The organism is Candidatus Nitrohelix vancouverensis (assembly GCA_015698305.1).
GTDB classification, from domain to species: domain Bacteria; phylum Nitrospinota; class Nitrospinia; order Nitrospinales; family VA-1; genus Nitrohelix; species Nitrohelix vancouverensis.
Window position 1 is genome coordinate 424,356 of the sequence record CP048620.1, and the last position, 20,817, is coordinate 445,172.

The 20,817-nt window shown below is 51.1% G+C and carries 31 protein-coding genes; all 31 read right to left on the bottom strand.

The annotated features are described in order from the left end of the window. Positions 1 to 18 precede the first annotated feature (18 nt). Positions 19 to 411, bottom strand: coding sequence for a 30S ribosomal protein S11 (rpsK, locus tag G3M78_02025; protein QPJ64242.1), 393 nt, complete (start codon positions 409 to 411; stop codon positions 19 to 21). Between the two features lie 18 nt (positions 412 to 429). Continuing rightward, complete coding sequence (rpsM, locus tag G3M78_02030; GenBank protein QPJ64243.1) at positions 430 to 801, bottom strand: 30S ribosomal protein S13; 372 nt, start codon at positions 799 to 801, stop codon at positions 430 to 432. Between the two features lie 38 nt (positions 802 to 839). Beyond that, positions 840 to 953, bottom strand: a complete 114-nt coding sequence (rpmJ, locus tag G3M78_02035; protein ID QPJ64244.1) for a 50S ribosomal protein L36 — start codon at positions 951 to 953, stop codon at positions 840 to 842. Between the two features lie 17 nt (positions 954 to 970). Continuing rightward, positions 971 to 1,189, bottom strand: a complete 219-nt coding sequence (gene infA / locus G3M78_02040) for a translation initiation factor IF-1 (GenBank protein QPJ64245.1) — start codon at positions 1,187 to 1,189, stop codon at positions 971 to 973. Between the two features lie 6 nt (positions 1,190 to 1,195). Further along, complete coding sequence (locus G3M78_02045; protein QPJ64246.1) at positions 1,196 to 1,837, bottom strand: adenylate kinase; 642 nt, start codon at positions 1,835 to 1,837, stop codon at positions 1,196 to 1,198. Between the two features lie 3 nt (positions 1,838 to 1,840). Continuing rightward, a complete protein-coding gene (secY, locus tag G3M78_02050; GenBank protein ID QPJ64247.1) occupies positions 1,841 to 3,157 on the bottom strand; it encodes a preprotein translocase subunit SecY in 1,317 nt (438 codons plus the stop codon). Further along, a complete protein-coding gene (gene rplO, locus G3M78_02055; protein ID QPJ64248.1) occupies positions 3,158 to 3,625 on the bottom strand; it encodes a 50S ribosomal protein L15 in 468 nt (155 codons plus the stop codon). It abuts the gene before it with no gap. 23 nt (positions 3,626 to 3,648) lie between these two features. Then, entirely contained in the window at positions 3,649 to 4,131 is a 483-nt protein-coding gene (gene rpsE, locus G3M78_02060) for a 30S ribosomal protein S5 (GenBank protein ID QPJ64249.1), read from the bottom strand. A gap of 48 nt (positions 4,132 to 4,179) precedes the next feature. Continuing rightward, positions 4,180 to 4,545 carry a 50S ribosomal protein L18 gene (locus G3M78_02065; GenBank protein QPJ64250.1) on the bottom strand — a complete coding sequence of 122 codons (366 nt, stop codon included), beginning with the start codon at positions 4,543 to 4,545 and terminating at the stop codon, positions 4,180 to 4,182. A 2-nt stretch (positions 4,546 to 4,547) separates the two neighbouring features. Further along, positions 4,548 to 5,096 (bottom strand): 50S ribosomal protein L6, encoded by a 549-nt coding sequence (gene rplF / locus G3M78_02070; GenBank protein ID QPJ64251.1) that lies wholly within the window; start codon positions 5,094 to 5,096, stop codon positions 4,548 to 4,550. A 72-nt stretch (positions 5,097 to 5,168) separates the two neighbouring features. Continuing rightward, entirely contained in the window at positions 5,169 to 5,564 is a 396-nt protein-coding gene (rpsH, locus tag G3M78_02075) for a 30S ribosomal protein S8 (GenBank protein ID QPJ64252.1), read from the bottom strand. 38 nt (positions 5,565 to 5,602) lie between these two features. Then, positions 5,603 to 5,788 carry a type Z 30S ribosomal protein S14 gene (locus tag G3M78_02080; protein QPJ64253.1) on the bottom strand — a complete coding sequence of 62 codons (186 nt, stop codon included), beginning with the start codon at positions 5,786 to 5,788 and terminating at the stop codon, positions 5,603 to 5,605. Between the two features lie 47 nt (positions 5,789 to 5,835). Beyond that, positions 5,836 to 6,375: a 50S ribosomal protein L5 gene (gene rplE / locus G3M78_02085; GenBank protein QPJ64254.1), complete on the bottom strand. Its 540-nt coding sequence runs from the start codon at positions 6,373 to 6,375 to the stop codon at positions 5,836 to 5,838. 1 nt (position 6,376) lies between these two features. After that, on the bottom strand, positions 6,377 to 6,715 hold the full coding sequence (locus G3M78_02090; GenBank protein ID QPJ64255.1) for a 50S ribosomal protein L24: 339 nt from the start codon (positions 6,713 to 6,715) through the stop codon (positions 6,377 to 6,379). Next, positions 6,715 to 7,083: a 50S ribosomal protein L14 gene (rplN, locus tag G3M78_02095; protein QPJ64256.1), complete on the bottom strand. Its 369-nt coding sequence runs from the start codon at positions 7,081 to 7,083 to the stop codon at positions 6,715 to 6,717. Before rplN ends, G3M78_02090 begins: the two co-directional genes overlap by 1 nt. Beyond that, positions 7,080 to 7,361 carry a 30S ribosomal protein S17 gene (gene rpsQ, locus G3M78_02100; GenBank protein QPJ64257.1) on the bottom strand — a complete coding sequence of 94 codons (282 nt, stop codon included), beginning with the start codon at positions 7,359 to 7,361 and terminating at the stop codon, positions 7,080 to 7,082. Before rpsQ ends, rplN begins: the two co-directional genes overlap by 4 nt. Before the next feature lie 46 nt (positions 7,362 to 7,407). Beyond that, entirely contained in the window at positions 7,408 to 7,656 is a 249-nt protein-coding gene (gene rpmC, locus G3M78_02105; protein ID QPJ64258.1) for a 50S ribosomal protein L29, read from the bottom strand. A 26-nt stretch (positions 7,657 to 7,682) separates the two neighbouring features. Then, complete coding sequence (gene rplP / locus G3M78_02110) at positions 7,683 to 8,096, bottom strand: 50S ribosomal protein L16 (GenBank protein ID QPJ64259.1); 414 nt, start codon at positions 8,094 to 8,096, stop codon at positions 7,683 to 7,685. A 43-nt stretch (positions 8,097 to 8,139) separates the two neighbouring features. After that, on the bottom strand, positions 8,140 to 8,808 hold the full coding sequence (gene rpsC / locus G3M78_02115) for a 30S ribosomal protein S3 (protein ID QPJ64260.1): 669 nt from the start codon (positions 8,806 to 8,808) through the stop codon (positions 8,140 to 8,142). Positions 8,809 to 8,819: 11 nt separating this feature from the next. Further along, a complete protein-coding gene (gene rplV, locus G3M78_02120; GenBank protein ID QPJ64261.1) occupies positions 8,820 to 9,158 on the bottom strand; it encodes a 50S ribosomal protein L22 in 339 nt (112 codons plus the stop codon). 25 nt (positions 9,159 to 9,183) lie between these two features. Further along, complete coding sequence (rpsS, locus tag G3M78_02125) at positions 9,184 to 9,468, bottom strand: 30S ribosomal protein S19 (protein ID QPJ64262.1); 285 nt, start codon at positions 9,466 to 9,468, stop codon at positions 9,184 to 9,186. A gap of 26 nt (positions 9,469 to 9,494) precedes the next feature. Next, positions 9,495 to 10,322 carry a 50S ribosomal protein L2 gene (rplB, locus tag G3M78_02130; protein QPJ64263.1) on the bottom strand — a complete coding sequence of 276 codons (828 nt, stop codon included), beginning with the start codon at positions 10,320 to 10,322 and terminating at the stop codon, positions 9,495 to 9,497. 5 nt (positions 10,323 to 10,327) lie between these two features. Next, positions 10,328 to 10,618, bottom strand: coding sequence for a 50S ribosomal protein L23 (rplW, locus tag G3M78_02135; GenBank protein ID QPJ64264.1), 291 nt, complete (start codon positions 10,616 to 10,618; stop codon positions 10,328 to 10,330). Further along, a complete protein-coding gene (gene rplD, locus G3M78_02140) occupies positions 10,618 to 11,244 on the bottom strand; it encodes a 50S ribosomal protein L4 (GenBank protein ID QPJ64265.1) in 627 nt (208 codons plus the stop codon). The genes rplW and rplD overlap by 1 nt, the downstream gene beginning before the upstream one ends. A gap of 1 nt (position 11,245) precedes the next feature. Further along, on the bottom strand, positions 11,246 to 11,884 hold the full coding sequence (rplC, locus tag G3M78_02145; GenBank protein ID QPJ64266.1) for a 50S ribosomal protein L3: 639 nt from the start codon (positions 11,882 to 11,884) through the stop codon (positions 11,246 to 11,248). Positions 11,885 to 11,918: 34 nt separating this feature from the next. Beyond that, positions 11,919 to 12,227 (bottom strand): 30S ribosomal protein S10, encoded by a 309-nt coding sequence (gene rpsJ, locus G3M78_02150; GenBank protein QPJ64267.1) that lies wholly within the window; start codon positions 12,225 to 12,227, stop codon positions 11,919 to 11,921. Then, on the bottom strand, positions 12,227 to 13,417 hold the full coding sequence (gene tuf, locus G3M78_02155) for an elongation factor Tu (protein QPJ64268.1): 1,191 nt from the start codon (positions 13,415 to 13,417) through the stop codon (positions 12,227 to 12,229). Before tuf ends, rpsJ begins: the two co-directional genes overlap by 1 nt. A gap of 53 nt (positions 13,418 to 13,470) precedes the next feature. Beyond that, positions 13,471 to 15,576, bottom strand: a complete 2,106-nt coding sequence (gene fusA, locus G3M78_02160) for an elongation factor G (protein ID QPJ64269.1) — start codon at positions 15,574 to 15,576, stop codon at positions 13,471 to 13,473. Between the two features lie 27 nt (positions 15,577 to 15,603). Next, entirely contained in the window at positions 15,604 to 16,074 is a 471-nt protein-coding gene (gene rpsG / locus G3M78_02165; protein ID QPJ64270.1) for a 30S ribosomal protein S7, read from the bottom strand. A gap of 18 nt (positions 16,075 to 16,092) precedes the next feature. Further along, entirely contained in the window at positions 16,093 to 16,470 is a 378-nt protein-coding gene (locus G3M78_02170) for a 30S ribosomal protein S12 (GenBank protein QPJ64271.1), read from the bottom strand. A 187-nt stretch (positions 16,471 to 16,657) separates the two neighbouring features. Beyond that, the gene (gene rpoC, locus G3M78_02175; protein ID QPJ66738.1) at positions 16,658 to 20,749 is read right to left on the bottom strand and encodes a DNA-directed RNA polymerase subunit beta'; all 4,092 of its coding nucleotides are present in this window, start codon (positions 20,747 to 20,749) and stop codon (positions 16,658 to 16,660) included. Positions 20,750 to 20,817: the final 68 nt, after the last annotated feature.

Below are 20,817 nucleotides of genomic sequence, written 5' to 3' on the forward strand. Positions count from 1 at the left end.
TAAAAAGGTTATTATTGGTTAAACTCTTCTCCGCTTGCGCGGACGGCATCCATTGTGCGGGATAGGCGTTCGATCGCGAATCACGGTAATTTCCATACCCACATTCTGCAATGACCGGATGGCAGATTCTCTTCCGGACCCTGGCCCTTTCACATGAACTTCCAGCTTTTTCATACCCATATCTCTTGCTTTTTGTCCTGCCTTTTCGGCGGCTACTTGAGCGGCGAACGGAGTGCTCTTTCGAGAACCTTTGAAACCCTGCGCGCCGGCGCTGGACCATGATACGACATTGCCCGACATATCGGAAATGCTAACGATGGTGTTGTTGAACGTCGCTTGGATATGCGCCACGCCCATCTCGGGAGCTGTCTTTTGTTTTTTCTTACCGCCCTTGCTTTTCTTCTCCGCCATGCTTATCCTTCCTTTCGGTTATTTTTTGGCTCGCGCGCCTACGGTTTTACGCGGACCTTTGCGGGTGCGCGCATTGGTGTGGGTGCGCTGACCCCGCGCCGGAAGTCCTTTCCGGTGCCGCAACCCGCGATAGCAACCGATATCCATCAATCGCTTGATGTTCATGGTCACTGCGCGTCTCAGGTCGCCTTCCACTTCATACTCTTTTTCTACCAGATTACGAATTTTGGTGACTTCGTCGTCCGTCAGGTCTTTCACGCGGACGTTATCGGCGATCGCCGATTTTTTCAGAATTTGTTTCGCCGCCGTCGGGCCGATGCCATAAATATATTCCAGGGCAATCACTGTTCGTTTGTCTCTGGGGATGTCAATCCCTGCGATTCTAGCCACTTTAGCTCCTTGTCAAATTTGGGTTTCGCCCAGTCGGTTCAGCCTTGGCGCTGTTTGTGTTTCGGGTTTTCGCAAATCACCCGCACAATGCCGCGCCTGCGAATCACTTTACATTTATTGCAAATCGGTTTTACGGAAGATCTTACTTTCATTACTTTGTTCCTGTTCTTTATTTATAGCGGTACGTTATTCGGCCTTTTGTCAAATCATAGGGGGACAGTTGTACTTTGACCTTGTCTCCTGCCAGGATACGGATGAAATGCATTCTCATCTTACCTGAAATATGGGCGACTACTTTATGCCCGTTTTCCAACTCGACCCTGAACATTGCATTGGAGAGAGGCTCAAGTACGGTCCCTTCTACTTCAATCGATTCTTCTTTAGACATATAGGGTCAGGGTAAAAGGGCGCAAACGCGAGAAAATACCTGCTCCACGTTTCCTTCGCCCAAGGCGGTTTTGAGTCGCCCTTGATTTTTATAAAATTCAATCAGTGGTTGCGTTTCCTTCTTGTAAATTTCCAAACGGTTAACGATGGTTTCGCGCTTGTCGTCTTCCCGTTGAATCAACTCGCCCCGACATCCATCGCAAACGCCCTTTTCCTTTGGCGGCCGGGCCGATTGATGAAACATCGTCCCACATTCCGAGCAAGTCCTTCGTCCGGTCAAACGATCTATCAGCGCGTTTTCATCCACTGCAATTTCTATGACCGCGTCCAGATCAACACCCATCGACTGCAACATTTCCGAAAGTTTTTCCGCTTGCACTCGAGTGCGGGGAAAACCGTCGAGGATGAAGCCATCCTTGCAATCTTCCTCCTTGACGCGCTCCCGGATCAAGTCGATGACCAGATCGTCGGGGACCAGATTGCCAGCGTCCATATAATTTTTAGCTTCGAGCCCGATCGCAGTTTGATCCTTGATCGCCTGCCTCAGTATATCCCCGGTCGACACCTGGGGGATATGATACTTATCTATCAGTAGCTTTGCCTGGGTCCCTTTACCAGCGCCCGGCGGCCCCAACAGGATGAGCCTCATTAATCACCCTCGTCGGCCTTTCAGTTTACCCTTTTTAACAAATCCGTCGTAATTGCGCATGACAAGGTGGGATTCAATCTGCTGCATGGTGTCAAGAGAAACGCCAACAACAATCAGCAAACTGGTACCTCCGAAATAGAACGGAATGTTGAAATATTTTATCAAATAATCCGGTAAAATACAGACTAAAGACAAGTAAACCGCGCCATAAAACGTGATTCTTGACAAAATCTGGTCAATATACTCCGATGTACGCGGCCCCGGTCGTATTCCCGGAATAAAGCCCCCGTACTTCTTCATGTTGTCGGCAACGTCTACAGGATTGAAGATAACGGCCGTGTAGAAATAACAGAAAAAGAAGATCGCCCCGACAAATATCATACTATAAATCAAATTTCCTGGCGTCAAAGCCGCTGACACGGTCTGCATCCACGGTTCGTTCACGAACTGTGCGATCGTCGCCGGGAACATGATAATAGACGATGCAAAAATCGGCGGAATAACGCCGGATGTATTCACTTTCAGAGGCAAATGCGTGCTCTGCCCGCCCATCATTTTACGTCCGACGACGCGCTTGGCGTACTGTATGGGTATGCGCCTCTGGCCGCCCTCCGTAAATACGATGGCTCCAACGACTGCGACCATCATGATCAGCAATGCCAGCATCACCAGAACCGGCAACTCGCCCGTTCCCATCAAGTCCATGGACTGGAAGATGGCGCTCGGCGTGCCTGCGACAATGCCTGAAAAAATGATCAAGGAAATGCCGTTGCCAATGCCCCGCTCAGTGATCTGTTCGCCCAGCCACATCAGGAATGCCGTTCCTGCGGTCAGCGTGAGGATGGTCATGACTCTGAATTCCCAACCCGGATGCGGCACAATTGGCGCGCCCGACGGGCTTTTCATCGCTTCCAGACCGACCGCGATGCCAGAGGATTGAACCATACTCAGAACAATGGTTCCGTAGCGCGTGTACTGCGTGATTTTCTTTTGCCCCTGCTCGCCCTCTTTTTTCAATCGAGCCAGATACGGGGACACCATCGTCATCAACTGCAAAATGATCGATGCGCTGATATAGGGCATGATTCCCAACGCGAAAACCGTCAAACGGCTCAATGCGCCGCCGGAAAACATGTCAAAGAAACCAAGAATGGTTCCTGACGCCCGCTCAAATATTTCAACCAACGCCGCAGAATTGATTCCAGGGGTCGGGATATGCGCCCCGATCCGGTAGACAACCAATACTGCCAGCGTGAATAAAATTCGTCGTTTTAATTCTGGAACGCGAAAGACATTACCAAAGGAATCAGCTCCACTCATTTAAACTGTCACAGCCTTTCCGCCTGACTTTTCAATCTGCTCAGCTTTCCCGCCGGATTTTTCGATCTTCTCAGCGGCTGTTTTGCTGAACTTGTGAGCTTGCACCGCGACTCCACGTGTCATCTCGCCATCGCCCAGAACTTTAACGCGATTCGTTTTCTTCACCAGTCCGCGCTCCTTCATGACTTCCGGGGTGATCGGATTCGCGTCGGTGATTTTTGCCAAATCGTCCAGATTGACAAGTTCGTATTCTTTTCGAAAGATATTGGTGAAACCTCTTTTGGGGAGCCTTCGCTGGAGAGGCATCTGTCCGCCTTCAAACCAGGGATGCGGCTTGCCGCCAGATCGAGACTTCTGACCTTTCTGGCCTTTGCCCGAAGTTTTGCCTGTGCCGGAACCGATGCCCCGACCGATGCGCTTGCGATTTTTCCGTACGCCAGGCGCAGGTTGTAAATTCGATAATTTCATTTGCTGGTTCCCGTCTTCCTTGCTTAAGCTTTGCCGCGCATCTCAGCGCATTCTTTTGCGCCGCGCAGAGAGGATAATCCTTCAATCGTCGCCTTCACCACATTGTGCGGGTTGTTGGTCCGCAGACATTTCGTCAAAATATCTTTAACGCCAACCGCCTCCAGCACAGCTCGCACTGCGCCGCCGGCGATCACGCCTGTACCGCGTGACGCGGGTTTCATCAGTACGCGACCCGCTCCATAACGGCCCGTCACTTCATGCGGGATGGAGCCTCCATCCAACTGCACTTTAATCAAATTCTTTTTGGCGCTTTCCACGCCTTTTCGAATCGCTTCGGGGACTTCGTTGGCCTTTCCAAGACCCCAGCCCACTTCGCCGTCATGGTTACCCACAACCACAAGCGCGCTGAAGCTGAAACGTCGACCGCCCTTAACCACTTTAGCTACGCGGCGGATATTCACCACCTTATCAACAAATTCCTGTCTGGCCTCGCCTTGTCCCTGCAATCCACACCTCCACTATTTGATGTCCCCGACGGCGCTTTCTCCGTCCGGTTAAAACTTAACTCCCTTTTCCCTGACTGCATCGGCGAGGGCACGAACCCTGCCTGCATAAATAAAACCGTTTCGATCGTAATACACTTCATTGATTCCCTGCTTCACGGCTTTTTCGCCGAGCAGTCCGCCCACCAGGGCCGCCGCTTTCACGTTGCCGCCGTTGCCCACCTGGCCCCGAATGGATTCGGAAAGAGTGGACTCGGACACCAGGGTCTTGCCCTGCTGGTCGTCAATGATTTGCGCATAGATATGTTTAGCGCTTTTGAATACCGTCAAACGCAATTTTGTTTTGTCGCGTTGTACGGCATTTTTAACCCGAATCTTGCGCTTGTCGCGAAGCGCCTGTCTGAGCGATGTTTTCATTCTTATCCCTTAGCTCCCGCAGTCTTACCAGCTTTACGGATGATTCTTTCAGTGGAGTACATAATGCCCTTACCCTTGTAAGGCTCCGGCGGTCGAAACGCGCGAATCTCTGCGGCGGCCTGTCCCACTTTTTCGTTATTCATTCCTATTACTTTAATCGTATTCGCTTTCGAATCCACTTCGAACTGAACCCCTTCTGGCGGCGGGTAAAGGATGGCGTGAGAATGACCCACGTTCAAGTTCAAATCCTTGCCCTTCAGTTCGACGCGATAACCAACGCCGACAATATTCAGTTGCTTGACAAATCCGTCGGTGACGCCGATGACCATGTTATTGATCAGAGATCGGGTGAGTCCGTGCAGGGATCGATCCTGTCGACTCTCGGTCGGTCGCACAACGCGAATCTCAGCGCTCTCAATTTCTATCTTCATGTTCGGATGCAGTTCGCGCTCCAATTGCCCCTTGGGACCCTTGACCGTCAGACGGCTACCCGCCAACTTGCACTCCACCCCGGAGGGAACCACTACCGGTTTTTTTCCAATTCGAGACATTCCTGTATATCCTTCACATCCGCTTTTGATTTAAATTAGAGCGTTCCATCCGCCCTTGCATTCTTGAGCTTGTTACCAAACGTATCCAAGCACCTCGCCGCCTACTTTTTTCTTGCGGCAATCCTCATCGGTCAAAACCCCAGAGGATGTGGTGAGAATCGCGATGCCCAGCCCATTCAAAACTTTTGGCACCTCATCCGATTTCACATAATTCCGACGTCCGGGAGTGCTCACCCGTTTGATGCCGCGAATGACAGGAGTTCCCTCATGATATTTCAAATAAAGGCGCAGGATACCCTGCTTTCCATCGTCAAACATCCGATAGTTTCGAATGAATCCCTCTTCCTTGAGAATCTCCGAAATACGGGTTTTCATTTTGGACCCGGGCACTTCCACCCGGTCCTTTTTCACCATCAATCCATTTCGGATTCGGGTAAAATAATCAGCAATAGGGTCTGTCATCGACATAATTCAGTACAACTCCTTAACTTGGACTCAGCGTCGGTTTACCAACTCGATTTCGTTACGCCTGGGATCTCTCCCAGCAAGGCTCGCTCTCGAAAGCAGATACGGCACATGCCAAACTTTCTGAGAAAAGCTCGCGGACGCCCGCACACCCGGCACCGGTTGTACTCGCGCACATTGAATTTCTTAACTTTTAATGATTTAGCTATTAGGGATTTTTTGGCCATTGTTCTTTCCGCCAGGTTTCGGTACCAGAACGCTCAAAAGGTTACAATTATTTTCTGAGAGGGAAACCCAGATGTCTCAATAAACACCGTCCCTCTTCATCGTTTGTTGCCGTGGTGCAAATGGTGATATTCATTCCTTTGATTTTGTCCACCTTGTCAAAATCGATTTCCGGGAAGATCAATTGTTCCTTGATACCCAGAGAATAGTTGCCGCGACCGTCGAAAGATTTCGGCGACAGGCCTTTGAAATCGCGCACGCGAGGAAGAGCGAAACTCACCAGACGCTCGTAAAACTCGTACATTCGCTTGCCGCGAAGCGTGACGCGAACTCCAATCGGAACGCCTTCGCGCAACTTGAAATTCGAAATGGCTTTCTTGGCGCGTGTCACAACCGGCATCTGCCCGCTGATGACACGCAACTGCTCTACGCCGGCTTCGATCAGCTTGGAATCCTGAATCGCTTCGCCCAGCCCCATGTTCAAAACTATTTTGTCCAGCCGTGGAACCTGCATGACATTTTTCAGCCCGAGTTCCTTCTGAATCGCCGGCTTGAATTTTTCTTGATATGCTACTTTGATATTCGCCATGTTAAACCCTGTCTATAACTTCGCCGCACTTCCGGCACGCGCGGACTTTTTTTCCGTCGTCCAGCAGTTTGCGCTTGAAACGAACTCCCTTGCCACACTTGTCGCAAACCAGGAGAACATTAGATATATGGATCTTGCCTTCGCGTTCCACAATGCCGGGTTGACGGGTCTTGCCATCGCCCTTCATATGTCGCTTGAATAAATTGAGTTTCTCGATCGTGACGCGTTCCTGATCGGGGAACAATGCCAGGATCTTCCCCTTCTTACCTTTTTCTCGCCCAGAAGTTACCTGAACGATATCGTCTTTTTTCAATCCAAATTTTATTTGCGCGTTAGCCATTAAAGCACCTCGGGGGCTAAAGACAGAATTCTCATAAACCGTTTGGCTCGCAACTCTCTAGCAACCGGACCAAAAATACGGGTTCCGAGAGGCTCCTTGGCGTCGTTTATCAGCACTGCGGCGTTGGTATCAAATTTAATATAGGTTCCGTTCGGCCGACGAATTTCCTTGCGGGTGCGAACCACCACCGCTTTTTTCACGTCGCCTTTTTTGATTGGAGTGTGCGGTTCCGCCTCTTTCACGGAAACGACGATGATGTCGCCAATGCGGGCGTAACGTCGACGCGAGCCTCCGAGCACTTTAATGCACTGAACCATTTTGGCCCCGGAGTTGTCAGCCGCCTCCAATACCGTTCTCAACTGAATCATTTGCTTTCCACCCTTCCAATGATCTCCGCCTTTTTAATGACTTCAACAAACATCCAGCGCTTGGTTTTGCTGAGAGGGCGCGTTTGACAGATGCTCACAAAATCGCCCACCTGACATTCGTTTTTCTCGTCGTGCACGCTGTATTTGCTGGTACGCTTGACGATCTTCTTGAAAGTCGTGTCGGCATATTTGCGCTCGACGCGCACCATCACGGTCTTATCCATTTTGTCGCTTACGACCGTTCCTGTAAGCGTTTTTCTTGTCTTCTTCTCTTCCAAAAGATGCTCCTAAGTCAAGTAACCGGCGCTGTCTGCCGCAAAACTATTATTCTTTTGCCTCGGCTGTTTCCGTCTTGCTTTCGCTTGCGGATTCAATGGCCGCGGCCTGCCCTGTCAATTCATGCTGAATGGTCTTGATCCGCGCAATATCACGACGAATCGAGCGCACCCGGGAGGGATTCTCAATCTTGCCGGTCGCCAGTTGAAACTTCAAATTGAAGGACTCCTGGCTCAAATCGGCAACTTTCTCTTCCCGCTCTTTTTCTGATAATTCTCTAATTTCCTGTGGTTTCATCACTATATCACACGCTCTAAAAGATCTTAAATCTGTTCTTTGAGTACAAAGCGAGTCGCAATGGGAAGCTTATGAGCCGCCAATCGAAACGCTTCTCGAGCCGCTTCCTCTGAAACGCCTTCCATTTCATACAGAACTCGCCCGGGCTTCACTACGGCGACCCAATATTCCGGGTTGCCTTTACCTTTACCCATTCGCGTTTCAGCGGGTTTTTTGGATACCGGTTTGTCGGGGAATATTCGCAACCAGATCTTCCCGCCGCGTTTAACATGACGGGTCATTGCGATACGAGCGGCTTCGATCTGGCGATTGGTGATTCGACCGCATTCAACGGCCTGCAAACCAAAGGCGCCAAAATCCACCTTACCTCCGCGGAACGCCACCCCGCGCATACGACCTTTATGTCGTTTACGGTATTTAACCTTTTTTGGCATCAACATAGCAATCTACCTTAACCTTTCCACTCCAGACTGTGACGCCCGGTTATTCTCCAGCGGTTTCTTTTTCAGGCGCTTCGCTCTTCGAAGGAAGAATCTCTCCCTTGTAAACCCATACCTTGACGCCGATCGCGCCAAAAGTGGTTCGCGAAGTGGCCGTACCATAATCGATGTCGGCGCGAAGCGTATGCAGAGGCACGCGTCCTTCGCGATACCATTCGCTTCTTGCAATTTCGGCTCCGCCCAATCGACCGGAAACCTTGACTTTCACGCCCTTGGCTCCAAATCGTCTCGCCGATACCACGCTCTTTTTCACAACGCGTCGGAAAGAAACTCGTTTCTCCAACTGAAGCGCAATGTTCTGGGCGATCAAGGTGGCGTCGAGTTCAGCGCGCCGGACTTCCTTGATGTTCAGGCTGACCTGCTTGCCGGAAAGCATTTTCTGCAACTCTTCCTTCAAGCGATCCACTTCCAGCCCCTTTTTACCGATGATGATGCCAGGGCGGGCGGTGTGAATATTGATCCGCACTCGGTTAGCCGATCGCTCCACCTCTACCCGCGACACGCCAGCGTGCGACAAGGTTCGGGTGATATAATTTCTCAGCTTGATATCCTCCAAAAGGAGGTTCGCATAATCTTTTTTTGCGTACCAGTTAGCGCTCCATGGCTTGTTAACACCTAAACGGAAACCGTACGGATGTACTTTTTGACCCAAAGTGACCTCCCCTAGCCTTTCTCTTCCAGCACCAGCATTAAATGACTGGTTCGCTTTCGAATCGGAGTCGCCGTACCGCGCGCCCGAGGTATATTACGCTTCCATGTAACCCCTTGATCGACACGGGCCGATTTAATGACCAGATCGTCTACGTCAAGAACCTTGTGATTCTCTTCCGCATTGGCAATGGCCGATTTCAGGAGCTTCTGAAAAATCCCCGCCGCTTTCTTAGAGCTGAACTGGAGGACATTCATCGCATCGTTTACATTTTTCCCGCGAATCAAATCCGCAACCAACGCCGCTTTTTGCGGCGAGGTGCGCGTGTGTCTTAAAATAGCTTTAACTTCCATAATTGCGAAATCCGTCTAAGTGACTTTATTTACCCGGAGGGGTTTTTTTAGTTTTGCCGCTATGCATCTTAAAAGTACGCGTTGGCGAAAATTCTCCCAGTTTGTGCCCTACCATATTCTCCGTCACAAACACGGGGATGAATTTTTTTCCATTGTGGACTGAGAAAGTATGCCCCACAAAATCCGGGGTGATCGTCGAACGACGCGACCAGGTCTTGATGACCTTGCGCTCATTCGCCTTATTCATCTTTTCTACCTTGTCGCCCAGCGATGTATCTACAAAGGGACCCTTTTTTAGGGAACGTGCCATAATTTTTCCGCCTGATCTTTAAAACGTTATTTCTTACGTTTGGACAAAATAAACTTATTGGACTGCTTGCTGATTTTTCTCGTCTTCAAACCCTTGGCGATCTGCCCCCAAGGACTACATGGGTGACGCCCGCCGGAAGACCGGCCCTCGCCGCCGCCCATAGGATGGTCGACCGGGTTTTTAACAACCGCTCGAACTCGCGGTCGTCGACCTTTCCATCGGGTTCGACCTGCTTTACCGATTGAAATATTTTCATGGTCTGCATTGCCGATCGTGCCTACCGTTGCCCGGCAGTTCACGTCAATCAGCCGAACTTCTCCAGACGCCAGCTTCACGTTTGCGTATGCGCCTTCTTTTGCCATCAACTGAACCGAAGTTCCAGCGCTTCGCGCCAACTGACCGCCTTTACCAGGTCGCAATTCCAAATTGTGCAAGATGGTGCCTTCGGGGATGTTCTTCAATGGCAGACAATTGCCATTGCGCACTTCCGCTTCCGGTCCGGACAATATCTGATCGCCTACCTTCAGATTATTTGGCGCCAGGATATAGCTTTTTTCTCCATCGGCGTATACCAGCAGAGCGATCCGCGCTGAGCGATTCGGATCGTATTCGATTCCTGCAACTTTAGCGGGAATCCCATCTTTGGTTCGGCGAAAATCCACCAAACGGTATTTCTTGCGGTGTCCACCGCCGCGATGCTTGACGGTGATTCTACCGTTACTGTTACGACCGCCTGTGCGGGAGATCGACTGAACCAGACTTTTTTCGGGCGTTGACTTGGTGATATCGTCAAATCCGGAGATGGTCTGGAACCGTACTCCCGGCGACCTTGGCTTAAGTTTCCTGATGGGCATTTAGATCACACTCCTTCAAACAGCTCAATCTTATCGCCTTCTTTAAGAAGAGCGATTGCTTTCTTCCATTTTTTACTGTATCCGACATTACGGCCATATCGGCGCTTTTTACTTTGCACCATGCTCGTATTGACAGAGAGCACTTTCACGCCAAAGATTTTCTCAATTGCGTTTTTAATCTGAATCTTGTTAGCGTCGGGGTGCACGCCAAAAGTCACGCGATTGCTTTCCTGCTGGATCGTCGCGCTCTTTTCAGTAACAAGCGGTTTTCGCAGAATTCGGTAATGTTCTTCCATTAGTTCAATCGCTCCTCAATTTTCTTCAACGACTCGGGAGTGCAGACAATCTTGTCATGATTCAAAAGATCGAATACGTTCAACCCATCAACCTTCAAAATCTTGGAGCCGGGTATATTTCTCATGGCCAACTGCAAATTCACATTATCTTCACAAAGGATGAACAGCGTGCTGGCTGGCAATTCAAGACTCTTCATCAGCGCAACCGCTTCCTTCGTCTTCGGATTATCAAGATTCAACTTGTCGACGACAGCCATTCTTTTTTCTCTAACGCCGTCTGTTAAAGCCGATCGCAAGGCAATCTTCTTCGCCTTCTTGTTCATCTTGAAATCGAAGTCTCTTGGCGTCGGACCAAAAACCGTCATACCGCCGCGCCAGATCGGAGATCGGCTGTTACCCGAGCGCGCCCGACCGGTGCCCTTTTGCCTCCAGGGCTTCTTACCGGAACCATGCAGATCGCCCTTGTTGCTGATCGTCGAAGCATTGCCGCCGCGTCGCGTCGCCAACTGCAATCTCACGTATTGATGCACCAGGTCTTTTTTAATTTTAACGTCGAACACCTCGGGGGACAGTTCCACCGATCCCACCTTCTGGTTCGAAGCGTCTACTAAGTCCAGTTCCGCCATCTTACTTCTTTCCACCCTTACGGGATTTGATAATTTTAACAATTCCGCCGTTAGCCCCTGGCACCGCTCCATTCAGGAGAAGAGCGTTTTTGTCCTTGTCGACGCGAAATACTTTCACATTATGAACGTGAATCGTATCTCCGCCCATTCGACCCGGCATTTTCTTGCCTTTGAACACTCGGCCCGGATAGGTATGCATACCGATGGATCCGCCGCCGCGAAAAGCTTCATGACTCCCGCGCGATGCAGGAGCGCCATGAAATCCATGACGTTTCATTACGCCGGCAAAACCTTTACCCTTGGACACGCCAACGATATCGACACAATCACCCGCTTCGAAGATCTCGACCGAAAGGGGCTTGCCCAACTGATCTTCCTCGATATCCTGACCTCTAAACTCCGTCAGAATTTTCGCAGGCTTTATCTTGTGTTTTTCGTAGAATCCCCGCATCGGCTTATTGACATTCTTATCCTTTTGCTCGCCATAAGCCGTCAATACCGCCTGATACCCGTCTTTCTCCTCGGTCCTTCGAAATACGGGAATGCATTTCTCAACCTGGACGATGGTGACTGGAATACAGTCGCCCTTCTCCGAAAAAATCTGGGTCATTCCTATTTTTTTTGCCAGTAAAGCTTCCATAACTCTTTTCAATTCTCAGCCGACCGCATAACGATCAGAGTTTAATTTCAATATCCACGCCGCCCGACAAGTCCAGCTTCATCAACGCATCCACCGTTTGCGGCGTCGGCTCCAGAATTTCCAGAAACCGTTTGTGCGTACGAATCTCGAATTGTTCCCGGGATTTCTTATCCACATGCGGCGAGCGAAGAACCGTCCATCGGTTTCTCACTGTCGGCAGAGGAATCGGCCCCACAACCCGGGCGCCAGTGCGCCGGGTCGTTTCTACAATCTCTCCCACTGACCAGTCCAGCAACTTATGATCGTAGGCTTTCAGCTTAATTTTTATTTTCTGATCGCTCATTACTCGATAATCTCACTTACAACTCCAGCGCCCACCGTTCGGCCGCCTTCTCGAATAGCGAATTTCAAACCCTTGGCCATTGCGATCGGAGCGATCAAAGTCACTTCAAGCGCCACGTTGTCGCCGGGCATAACCATCTCAACGCCGGAAGGCAAGGTCGCCACGCCGGTGACGTCTGTGGTTCGGAAATAAAACTGCGGTCGATACCCGTTAAAGAAAGGCGTGTGTCGCCCGCCCTCGTCTTTGCTCAGGATATACACTTCCGCTTTGAATTTAGTATGAGGCGTGATGCTTCCGGGCTTGGCAAGAACCTGTCCACGCTCGATCTCATCGCGCTTGGTGCCGCGCAACAAAATACCCACGTTGTCGCCAGCCTGTCCCTCGTCCAGCAACTTGCGAAACATTTCAACGCCGGTCGCCGTGGTCTTGGTGGTCGGTCGGATACCAACGATCTCAACTTCCTCGCCCACCTTAACAATCCCGCTCTCAACACGACCCGTCGCTACCGTTCCGCGACCGGAAATACTGAAAATATCTTCGATCGGCATCAGGAAAGGCTTGTCAACAGGACGCTCTGGAACCGGGAAATACTCATCCAACTGACCCATCAACTCCCAAATGCACTTGGTCTTCTCTTCATCTTCCGGATTCTCCAGAGCCTGCAGGGCAGAACCGCGAATGATCGGAACATCGTCGCCCGGGAATTCATATTTGGAGAGCAACTCACGAACTTCCAGCTCAACCAGGTCGAGCAATTCTTCATCGTCAACCATGTCGCACTTGTTCATAAACACAACGATTTTCGGCACGCCAACCTGTCGAGCCAGGAGGATATGCTCGCGGGTCTGAGGCATGGGGCCGTCTGAAGCGCTGAGCACCAGAATCGCGCCGTCCATTTGCGCCGCGCCAGTGATCATATTTTTTACATAGTCGGCATGGCCCGGGCAGTCGACATGAGCATAATGACGCTTGTCGGTTCGATACTCAACGTGAGCGATTGCGATGGTGATGCCGCGCTCGCGCTCTTCCGGAGCTTTGTCGATTTGATCAAAGGGGGTATAATCTGCATAACCTTTTTTAGACAAAACCTCAGTGATTGCCGCCGTCAACGTGGTTTTACCATGGTCGACGTGACCGATCGTGCCAACATTCAGATGAGGTTTATCCCGGACGAACTTCTCTTTTGCCATTTCAATTCACTCCAGATTAATGTGTTTATTGTTTGCGTTTATTTATTTATGTTTCAGACGGCCAGTTTTTCTTTATCTGCACCCGAAATTTTAGCTATCAGCTCTTCAGCAATCTGCTGAGGAACAGCCTCATACTTGGAGAATTCCATCGTGTAATTGGCGCGACCCTGCGTCGCCGACCTTAAATCCGTGGAATACCCAAACATTCCCGACAGCGGCACTTCGGCGCGAATCACCTTGGCCCCGGACCGATCACTGAGATCCTTGATCTTGCCGCGCTTGGAATTCAACTTACCAATGACGTCGCCCATAAATTCTTCCGGCGTGACGACCTCCACTTCCATAATAGGCTCCAACAGAACCGGGCTTGCCTTGCGGCTCACCTCTCTGAACGCCATGGATGCGGCCATTTTGAACGCCATTTCCGACGAGTCAACATCATGATACGATCCATCCAGAAGAGTCACGCCCACATCAACCACGTTATATCCGCAGAGGATGCCGCGGGCCATCGCCTCTTCAATTCCCTTCTGAACCGGGGCGATGTATTCCTTCGGAATTGCGCCACCGACGATCTTGTTGACAAACTCAAAACCGGAACCCGCTTCGCGCGGCTCCAGCAAAATCTTGACATGACCATACTGACCACGACCACCCGTCTGCTTGACGTATCGATACTCGCCTTCGATCGGCTTGGTAATGGTTTCCTTGTAGGCCACCTGAGGCTTCGACACAGAAACGTCCATGGAAAACTCGCGACGCATTCGATCGACAATAATCTCCAAATGCAACTCGCCCATACCCGAGATGACCGTTTGATTGGTCTCGGGATCCACTTTGACGCTGAAGGTCGGATCTTCCTGCAATAATTTCTGCAAACAATCTGAAAGCTTGTCCTGCTCGGCCTTGGTTTTAGGCTCAATAGCGACTGATATAACCGGCTCAGGAAAGGAGATGGATTCGAGGATGATAGGATGGTCCTGGGAACATAAGGTGTCCCCAGTAAAAGTCTTCTTCAAACCAATAGCCGCGGCGATATCGCCCGCTCTCACCGAGGTCACTTCCTCCCTCTTATTCGCATGCATGCGAAGCAGTCGACCGACGCGCTCACGCTGATTCTTGGTCGAATTATAAACATAGCTTCCGCTCTTCAATTCACCAGAATACACCCGAACAAACGCCAGCTGACCCACAAATGGATCGGTCATGATTTTGAACGCCAAAGCCGACAAGGGCTCGCCATCTTCAGGCTTGCGCGCCTCTTCCTGCTGGGTATTGGGATTTTCACCAACTACCGGAGGGGTCTCCAAAGGCGAAGGCAGGTAAAGCGTCACCGCATCCAGCAACTGCTGAACGCCTTTGTTCTTGAAAGACGCGCCGCACAAAATAGGGGTAAACTGCAGGTCCAAAGCGCCCTTACGCAGAGCCGCCAGCACCTCAGCCTCCGTCACTTCCTCGCCGCCGAGAAACTTCTCCATCAAAACCTCGTCCACATCGGCCAAAGCTTCCAGCAGAGCCTCACGGTATTCATCCGCTTGCTCGCACATATCTTCAGGAATGTCTACCGTCTCATAAGTCTCGCCGTTGTTATTGGCCTCGGAATACACATTCGCCTTCATCTTCACAAGGTCGATGACGCCGACAAAATTATGCTCCGATCCGATCGGCAACTGAATCAATACCGGCTTCGCATTCAAACGACTCTTCATTTGACTGACAACATTGAGAAAATCAGCTCCCGCGCGGTCCATCTTATTAACAAAGCCTATTCGTGGGACGCGATACTTGCTCGCCTGTCGCCATACTGTCTCCGACTGAGGCTCCACGCCGCCCACCGCACAGAATACGCCGATCGCGCCATCTAAAACGCGTAGGGAACGCTCCACTTCAGCCGTAAAGTCAACATGACCGGGGGTATCAATAATATTCACCAAATGGTCGCGCCAAAAACAGGTGGTCGCCGCCGACGTGATCGTGATGCCGCGCTCTTGCTCCTGCTCCATCCAGTCCATGGTCGCGGTGCCGTCATGCACTTCACCGATTTTGTGACTTCGCCCGGTGTAGTACAGAATTCTCTCCGTCGTCGTGGTTTTACCCGCGTCGATGTGCGCAATAATGCCAATATTTCTCACCCTTTCCAAGGGCGTCTTTTTACTCATAATCGAATCAAATTTTAAGAGGGTTTTTTACCACCGGTAATGAGCGAAAGCCTTGTTAGCTTCTGCCATACGATGCACTTCATCCTTCTTCTTGACGGAACCGCCCGTGTTATTGAACGCATCCAGCAACTCACCCGTCAATTTTTCAGCCATCGACCGACCCGGTCGAGCCTTGGCATGCTGAATCAACCAGCGAATACTAAGCGCAACACGACGACTCTCCTTCACCTCAACGGGAACCTGATAGGTTGCGCCGCCCACTCGTCGCGATCGCACTTCCAGCAAAGGAGCCGCATTCTCCACAGCTTTCTTAAAAACCTTCAACGGCTCTTCTTTAGCTTTCTCACCCACTGCATCCAAAGCGGAATACAGGATGCGCTCAGCAAGACTCTTCTTACCCTGGCGGAGCACACAGTTAATGAACCGCGCCACCAGAATATCGTTATACTTGGGATCAGGAATGATCTGTCGCTTTTGTGCTTCTCTTCTACGTGCCATTGTTTATTCTGGTCTCAATTAAGATTTTTTAGGCTTCTTTGCGCCATATTTCGAACGCCCTTGCATTCGCTTGTCCACACCCAGCGTATCAAGACAACCACGAAGCACATGATAACGCACACCCGGCAGGTCTTTCACACGACCCCCGCGTATCATCACGATAGAGTGCTCCTGAAGATTGTGCCCGATACCCGGAATATAGGTCGTGACCTCCATACCATTCGTCAAACGCACGCGCGCTACCTTGCGCAACGCAGAGTTCGGCTTCTTTGGAGTCGATGTATACACACGAACGCAAACACCCCTCTTCTGAGGACATGATTTCAGCGCCGGACTTGCGGTCTTTCGAACCGCTTTTTTACGACCTGATCGCACTAATTGATTAATTGTCGGCAAAACGAATTTCTCCTACCAGCCATCGCAATACAACACGAGGCTACCGATCGCTCACAGCACTTAAATTTAAAAAAACAATAACTTAAGCGCGTTTGTTTTCGCTAAGATTTACGGCGTGAAAAGTTAGTAATCTTATCACTGAAAATTCAGGAGTCAAGGCAAAACTACAAAAATCTGAGAGAATTTTTTATTCGGCAGGTACAGCCGTCTCTTCCTCTTCAATTTTATCCTCTTCGTCCATTCCAGGCTCTTCGATCCGAATGCCGGTGTAAGCTCGACAGCCAGTCCCTGCAGGGATCAATTTGCCCATAATGACATTCTCCTTCAGACCCACCAGATCGTCCCTGCGACCGCTCACGCTCACTTCTGTGAGAACGCGCGTGGTCTCCTGGAAGGAAGCCGCCGAGATAAAACTTTCCGTACTCAGCGACGACTTGGTGATGCCCAGCAGAACCGGCGAACCCTTCGCCGGTTTCTGATTATTCTTGATCGCTTCCTGATTTCTTTCGTTAAACACTTTCTTGGTGACTTGTTCGCCGATGAGCAGATCCGTTTCTCCCGGTTCCTCGATGATCAAGTGGCGCAACATCTGCCGGACAATGACCTCGATATGCTTGTCGTTGATAGCGACGCCCTGGAGTCGATAGACCTCCTGAACCTCGTTCACCAGATATTTCTGCAACTCGTTTTCACCCAGAATCCTCAAAATATCGTGAGGATTGGACGCGCCGTCCATCAGCGGCTCGCCGGCGATCACTTCGTCGCCTTCGTGCACGTTGATGTGTTTGCCGCGTGGGATGAGATACTCGAATTCTTCTCCGGTTTCGGTCTCGACGATGACTTTGCGCATGCCCTTGACGAATCCGCCAAATTTGACCTTGCCCGCGACTTCGGTGATGGTGGCCTGCTCATGCGGCTTGCGGGCTTCGAACAATTCCGCAACACGCGGCAGACCGCCGGTGATGTCTTTGGTCTTCGCCGATTCGCGAGGGATTTTCACGATCATGTCGCCTGCGTGCACCGCGTCGCCTTCGGTAACGTTGATATGTGCGCCTGCGGGCAACAGATAGCGCCGTAGCGTTTCGCCTTTTTCATCTTTAATGGAAACGCGCGGCTGTTTTTTCTCGTCGCGATGACTGATGATGACTTTGGTGGACAAGCCGGTGATTTCGTCAAAATCCTCTTTCATGGTCACGCCTTCAACCACGTCGCCAAAGGCTACGGAACCCGAAACCTCGGTAACGATTGAGTTGGCGTAAGGATCCCACTCTACCAGCGTTTGGCTTTCCTGAACCTCCTGCCCGTCGTTCACCTTCAGTTTTGCCGCATAGACCACAGAGTAGCGTTCTTTTTCGCGGCCGTTCTCGTCCTGAATGGCGATGAAGCCGTTGCGGTTCATGACGATGATTTCGCCATTATGGGTTTTGATCGTTCTCAGGCCCATGTATTTCACAAAACCGCCCTTTTTGCTCTGCAAGGTGGTTTGCTCAACAACGCGACTCGCCGTTCCGCCGATATGGAAGGTACGCATGGTCAGCTGGGTTCCCGGTTCGCCGATGGATTGCGCCGCAATGACGCCGACCGGCTCGCCCACTTCAACCCAACCCATGGTAGCCAGATTGCGTCCATAGCATTTGATGCAGATACCGCTTCGCGATTCACAAGTCAGACCGGATCGAATTTCCACGCTCTCGACGCCTGCATTTTCGATGATCTCTACCGCCTGCTCATCGATCATGTCGTTGGCTTTGATCAATACTTCGCTGGAGAAAGGATCGCACACATCTTCCAGCGCGGTTCGACCGAGAATACGTTCGCCGAGCGGCTGAATGACTTCTCCGGCTTCGACCAGCGCAGACACGGTCAAGCCCTTCAAGGTGCCGCAGTCTTCTTCGTGAATGATAATGTCCTGGGCCACGTCCACCAGACGTCGCGTGAGGTAACCGGAGTTCGCCGTTTTCAAAGCGGTGTCCGCCAAACCTTTGCGCGCGCCATGGGTCGAAATAAAATACTGGATAACCGACAGGCCTTCGCGGAAGTTTGCGGTGATCGGCGTTTCGATGATCTCGCCCGAGGGCTTGGCCATCAAACCGCGCATACCCGCCAACTGACGCAACTGCTGTGCGGAACCGCGCGCTCCGGAGTCGGCCATGATGAAGATCGAGTTAAAATCTTTCATGTCGGCGCCGTCTACGATTCGCTCGTCTTCCTCTTCCAGCTCGCGGAACATTTCTTCCGAAACTTTTTCGGTGACATGCGCCCAAATATCGATCACTTTATTGTATCGCTCGCCGTTGGTGATCAAACCGTCGCGGTACTGCTGATACACTTTCAATACCTGCTCGCGGGTTTTTTCCACCAACGATATTTTTGCATCCGGAATCTTCATCTGATTGAGGGAAATGGTCAAACCGGCTTCGGTTGCAAACTGGAACCCGAGTCGTTTGACGCTGTCCAGCAAGCCGACGGTTTTTTCACGACCCGCTATCAGGAAGGATTTGGATATCAATTCCGACAAGGCTTTCTTGTCCATCAAGCGATTGATCATATCAAACGGCAATTCACTCGGCAGTTCTTCGCCCAGCATGATGCGTCCGGTCGTGGTTTGCACCAGCTCTCCCTGAACGCGAACCATGATGCGCGCCTGCAGGTCAAGCTGACCGGCATCGTAAGCGGCGATCACTTCCTTGGAATTGGCGAATACTTTTCCCTCGCCCCTAACGTTGCCCTTGACCTTCGTCATATAATAACAACCCAGAACGATATCCTGGGACGGCACCGCAATCGGCTTGCCGTTCGACGGGGACAAAACGTTGTTGGAGGACATCATCAACAACTTGGCTTCCACCTGCGCTTCCATGGAGAGCGGCACATGGACCGCCATCTGGTCGCCGTCAAAGTCGGCGTTGAACGCGGTACATACCAGGGGATGCAATTGAATGGCCTTGCCCTCGATCAGTATGGGCATGAACGCCTGAATTCCGAGTCGATGCAATGTAGGCGCGCGGTTGAGCAGAATGGGGTGACCGTCGACCACTTCTTCGAGCACTTCCCACACTTCGGGCCGCTCCTGCTCTACCAGTTTTTTTGCAGTTTTAATTGTCGCCGCATAGCCTTTTTTCTCAAGCCGACTGAACACAAAGGGCTTGAACAACTCCAGGGCCATTTTCTTGGGCAGTCCGCATTGATGAAAATCCAGTTCAGGTCCGACAACGATGACGGATCGACCGGAATAGTCAACGCGTTTGCCAAGCAGGTTCTGTCGAAATCGACCTTGCTTGCCTTTGAGCATATCGCTCAGCGATTTCAGCGGGCGTTTGTTCGTGCCGCGCAGGGTGCGTCCACGACGTCCGTTATCAAACAGAGCGGACACCGCTTCCTGCAACATGCGTTTTTCGTTACGGATAATGATCTGCGGCGCTTTCAACTCCTGCAATCGCTTCAGGCGATTGTTGCGGTTGATGACGCGGCGGTATAAATCGTTGAGATCGGAAGTCGCAAAGCGTCCGCCATCCAAAGGCACCAGCGGGCGCAACTCGGGCGGAATCACGGGAACGACCTTGAGGATCATCCATTCGGGTTTGTTGCCGGATTTTCGGAACGCGTCAATGATTTTGAGGCGCTTCGAAAACTTCCGCTTGTTCATGACCGAACGGGTATTCTCCAGATCGACCTTGATTTTTTCGATTTCTGCATCGAGATCGAGAGAGGTCAGCAATTCAAGAATCGCTTCCGCGCCGATCATCACTTTCAAGGTGTCGGGGAACTCCATCTCCGCTTCATGATATTCTTCTTCAGCGAGGAGTTGACCGCGTTGCAGATCGGAATCGCCCGGATCCACGACAACATAATTTTCAAAATAAATGATGCGTTCCAGGTCTTTCAGGCTCAGGTCGAGCACATGACCGATGCGGGACGGCAATCCCTTGAAAAACCAGATATGAGCAACCGGGCTGGCCAGTTCAATATGCCCCAGGCGTTCGCGACGCACTTTGGACAGAATGACTTCCACGCCGCATTTCTCACAAACGACGCCTTTGTGCTTCATGCGCTTGTACTTGCCGCAGTTGCACTCCCAGTCCTTGACCGGGCCAAAGATCTTGGCGCAAAACAAACCGTCGCGCTCTGGCTTGAAGGTTCGGTAATTTATGGTTTCGGGTTTCTTGACCTCGCCATAGGACCACGAACGAATTTTCTCAGGCGATGCCAATCGAACTCGAATCGCGTCAAACATGATGGGATTCTTGGGCTTTTCGAAAAACATAAAGCTATCCACCAGGTTTATCTCCTTTTGTTAGTATGCGCACACATGAAAGCTGAATTGAAACGCATGGTTGACGGGTTTGA

Bases quoted from the DNA above. Each gene is read 5' to 3' on its own strand.
- rpsK (QPJ64242.1), bottom strand. From the start codon at position 411: ATGGCGGAGAAGAAAAGCAAGGGCGGTAAGAAAAAACAAAAGACAGCT.
- rpmJ (QPJ64244.1), bottom strand. From the start codon at position 953: ATGAAAGTAAGATCTTCCGTAAAACCGATTTGCAATAAATGTAAAGTG.
- infA (QPJ64245.1), bottom strand. From the start codon at position 1,189: ATGTCTAAAGAAGAATCGATTGAAGTAGAAGGGACCGTACTTGAGCCT.
- G3M78_02045 (QPJ64246.1), bottom strand. From the start codon at position 1,837: ATGAGGCTCATCCTGTTGGGGCCGCCGGGCGCTGGTAAAGGGACCCAG.
- secY (QPJ64247.1), bottom strand. From the start codon at position 3,157: ATGAGTGGAGCTGATTCCTTTGGTAATGTCTTTCGCGTTCCAGAATTA.
- rplO (QPJ64248.1), bottom strand. From the start codon at position 3,625: ATGAAATTATCGAATTTACAACCTGCGCCTGGCGTACGGAAAAATCGC.
- G3M78_02065 (QPJ64250.1), bottom strand. From the start codon at position 4,545: ATGAAAACATCGCTCAGACAGGCGCTTCGCGACAAGCGCAAGATTCGG.
- rplF (QPJ64251.1), bottom strand. From the start codon at position 5,096: ATGTCTCGAATTGGAAAAAAACCGGTAGTGGTTCCCTCCGGGGTGGAG.
- rpsH (QPJ64252.1), bottom strand. From the start codon at position 5,564: ATGTCGATGACAGACCCTATTGCTGATTATTTTACCCGAATCCGAAAT.
- G3M78_02080 (QPJ64253.1), bottom strand. From the start codon at position 5,788: ATGGCCAAAAAATCCCTAATAGCTAAATCATTAAAAGTTAAGAAATTC.
- rplE (QPJ64254.1), bottom strand. From the start codon at position 6,375: ATGGCGAATATCAAAGTAGCATATCAAGAAAAATTCAAGCCGGCGATT.
- G3M78_02090 (QPJ64255.1), bottom strand. From the start codon at position 6,715: ATGGCTAACGCGCAAATAAAATTTGGATTGAAAAAAGACGATATCGTT.
- rplN (QPJ64256.1), bottom strand. From the start codon at position 7,083: ATGATTCAGTTGAGAACGGTATTGGAGGCGGCTGACAACTCCGGGGCC.
- rpmC (QPJ64258.1), bottom strand. From the start codon at position 7,656: ATGAAACCACAGGAAATTAGAGAATTATCAGAAAAAGAGCGGGAAGAG.
- rplP (QPJ64259.1), bottom strand. From the start codon at position 8,096: ATGTTGATGCCAAAAAAGGTTAAATACCGTAAACGACATAAAGGTCGT.
- rplV (QPJ64261.1), bottom strand. From the start codon at position 9,158: ATGGAAGTTAAAGCTATTTTAAGACACACGCGCACCTCGCCGCAAAAA.
- rpsS (QPJ64262.1), bottom strand. From the start codon at position 9,468: ATGGCACGTTCCCTAAAAAAGGGTCCCTTTGTAGATACATCGCTGGGC.
- rplB (QPJ64263.1), bottom strand. From the start codon at position 10,322: ATGCCCATCAGGAAACTTAAGCCAAGGTCGCCGGGAGTACGGTTCCAG.
- rplW (QPJ64264.1), bottom strand. From the start codon at position 10,618: ATGGAAGAACATTACCGAATTCTGCGAAAACCGCTTGTTACTGAAAAG.
- rplD (QPJ64265.1), bottom strand. From the start codon at position 11,244: ATGGCGGAACTGGACTTAGTAGACGCTTCGAACCAGAAGGTGGGATCG.
- rplC (QPJ64266.1), bottom strand. From the start codon at position 11,884: ATGGAAGCTTTACTGGCAAAAAAAATAGGAATGACCCAGATTTTTTCG.
- rpsJ (QPJ64267.1), bottom strand. From the start codon at position 12,227: ATGAGCGATCAGAAAATAAAAATTAAGCTGAAAGCCTACGATCATAAG.
- tuf (QPJ64268.1), bottom strand. From the start codon at position 13,417: ATGGCAAAAGAGAAGTTCGTCCGGGATAAACCTCATCTGAATGTTGGC.
- fusA (QPJ64269.1), bottom strand. From the start codon at position 15,576: ATGAGTAAAAAGACGCCCTTGGAAAGGGTGAGAAATATTGGCATTATT.
- rpsG (QPJ64270.1), bottom strand. From the start codon at position 16,074: ATGGCACGTAGAAGAGAAGCACAAAAGCGACAGATCATTCCTGATCCC.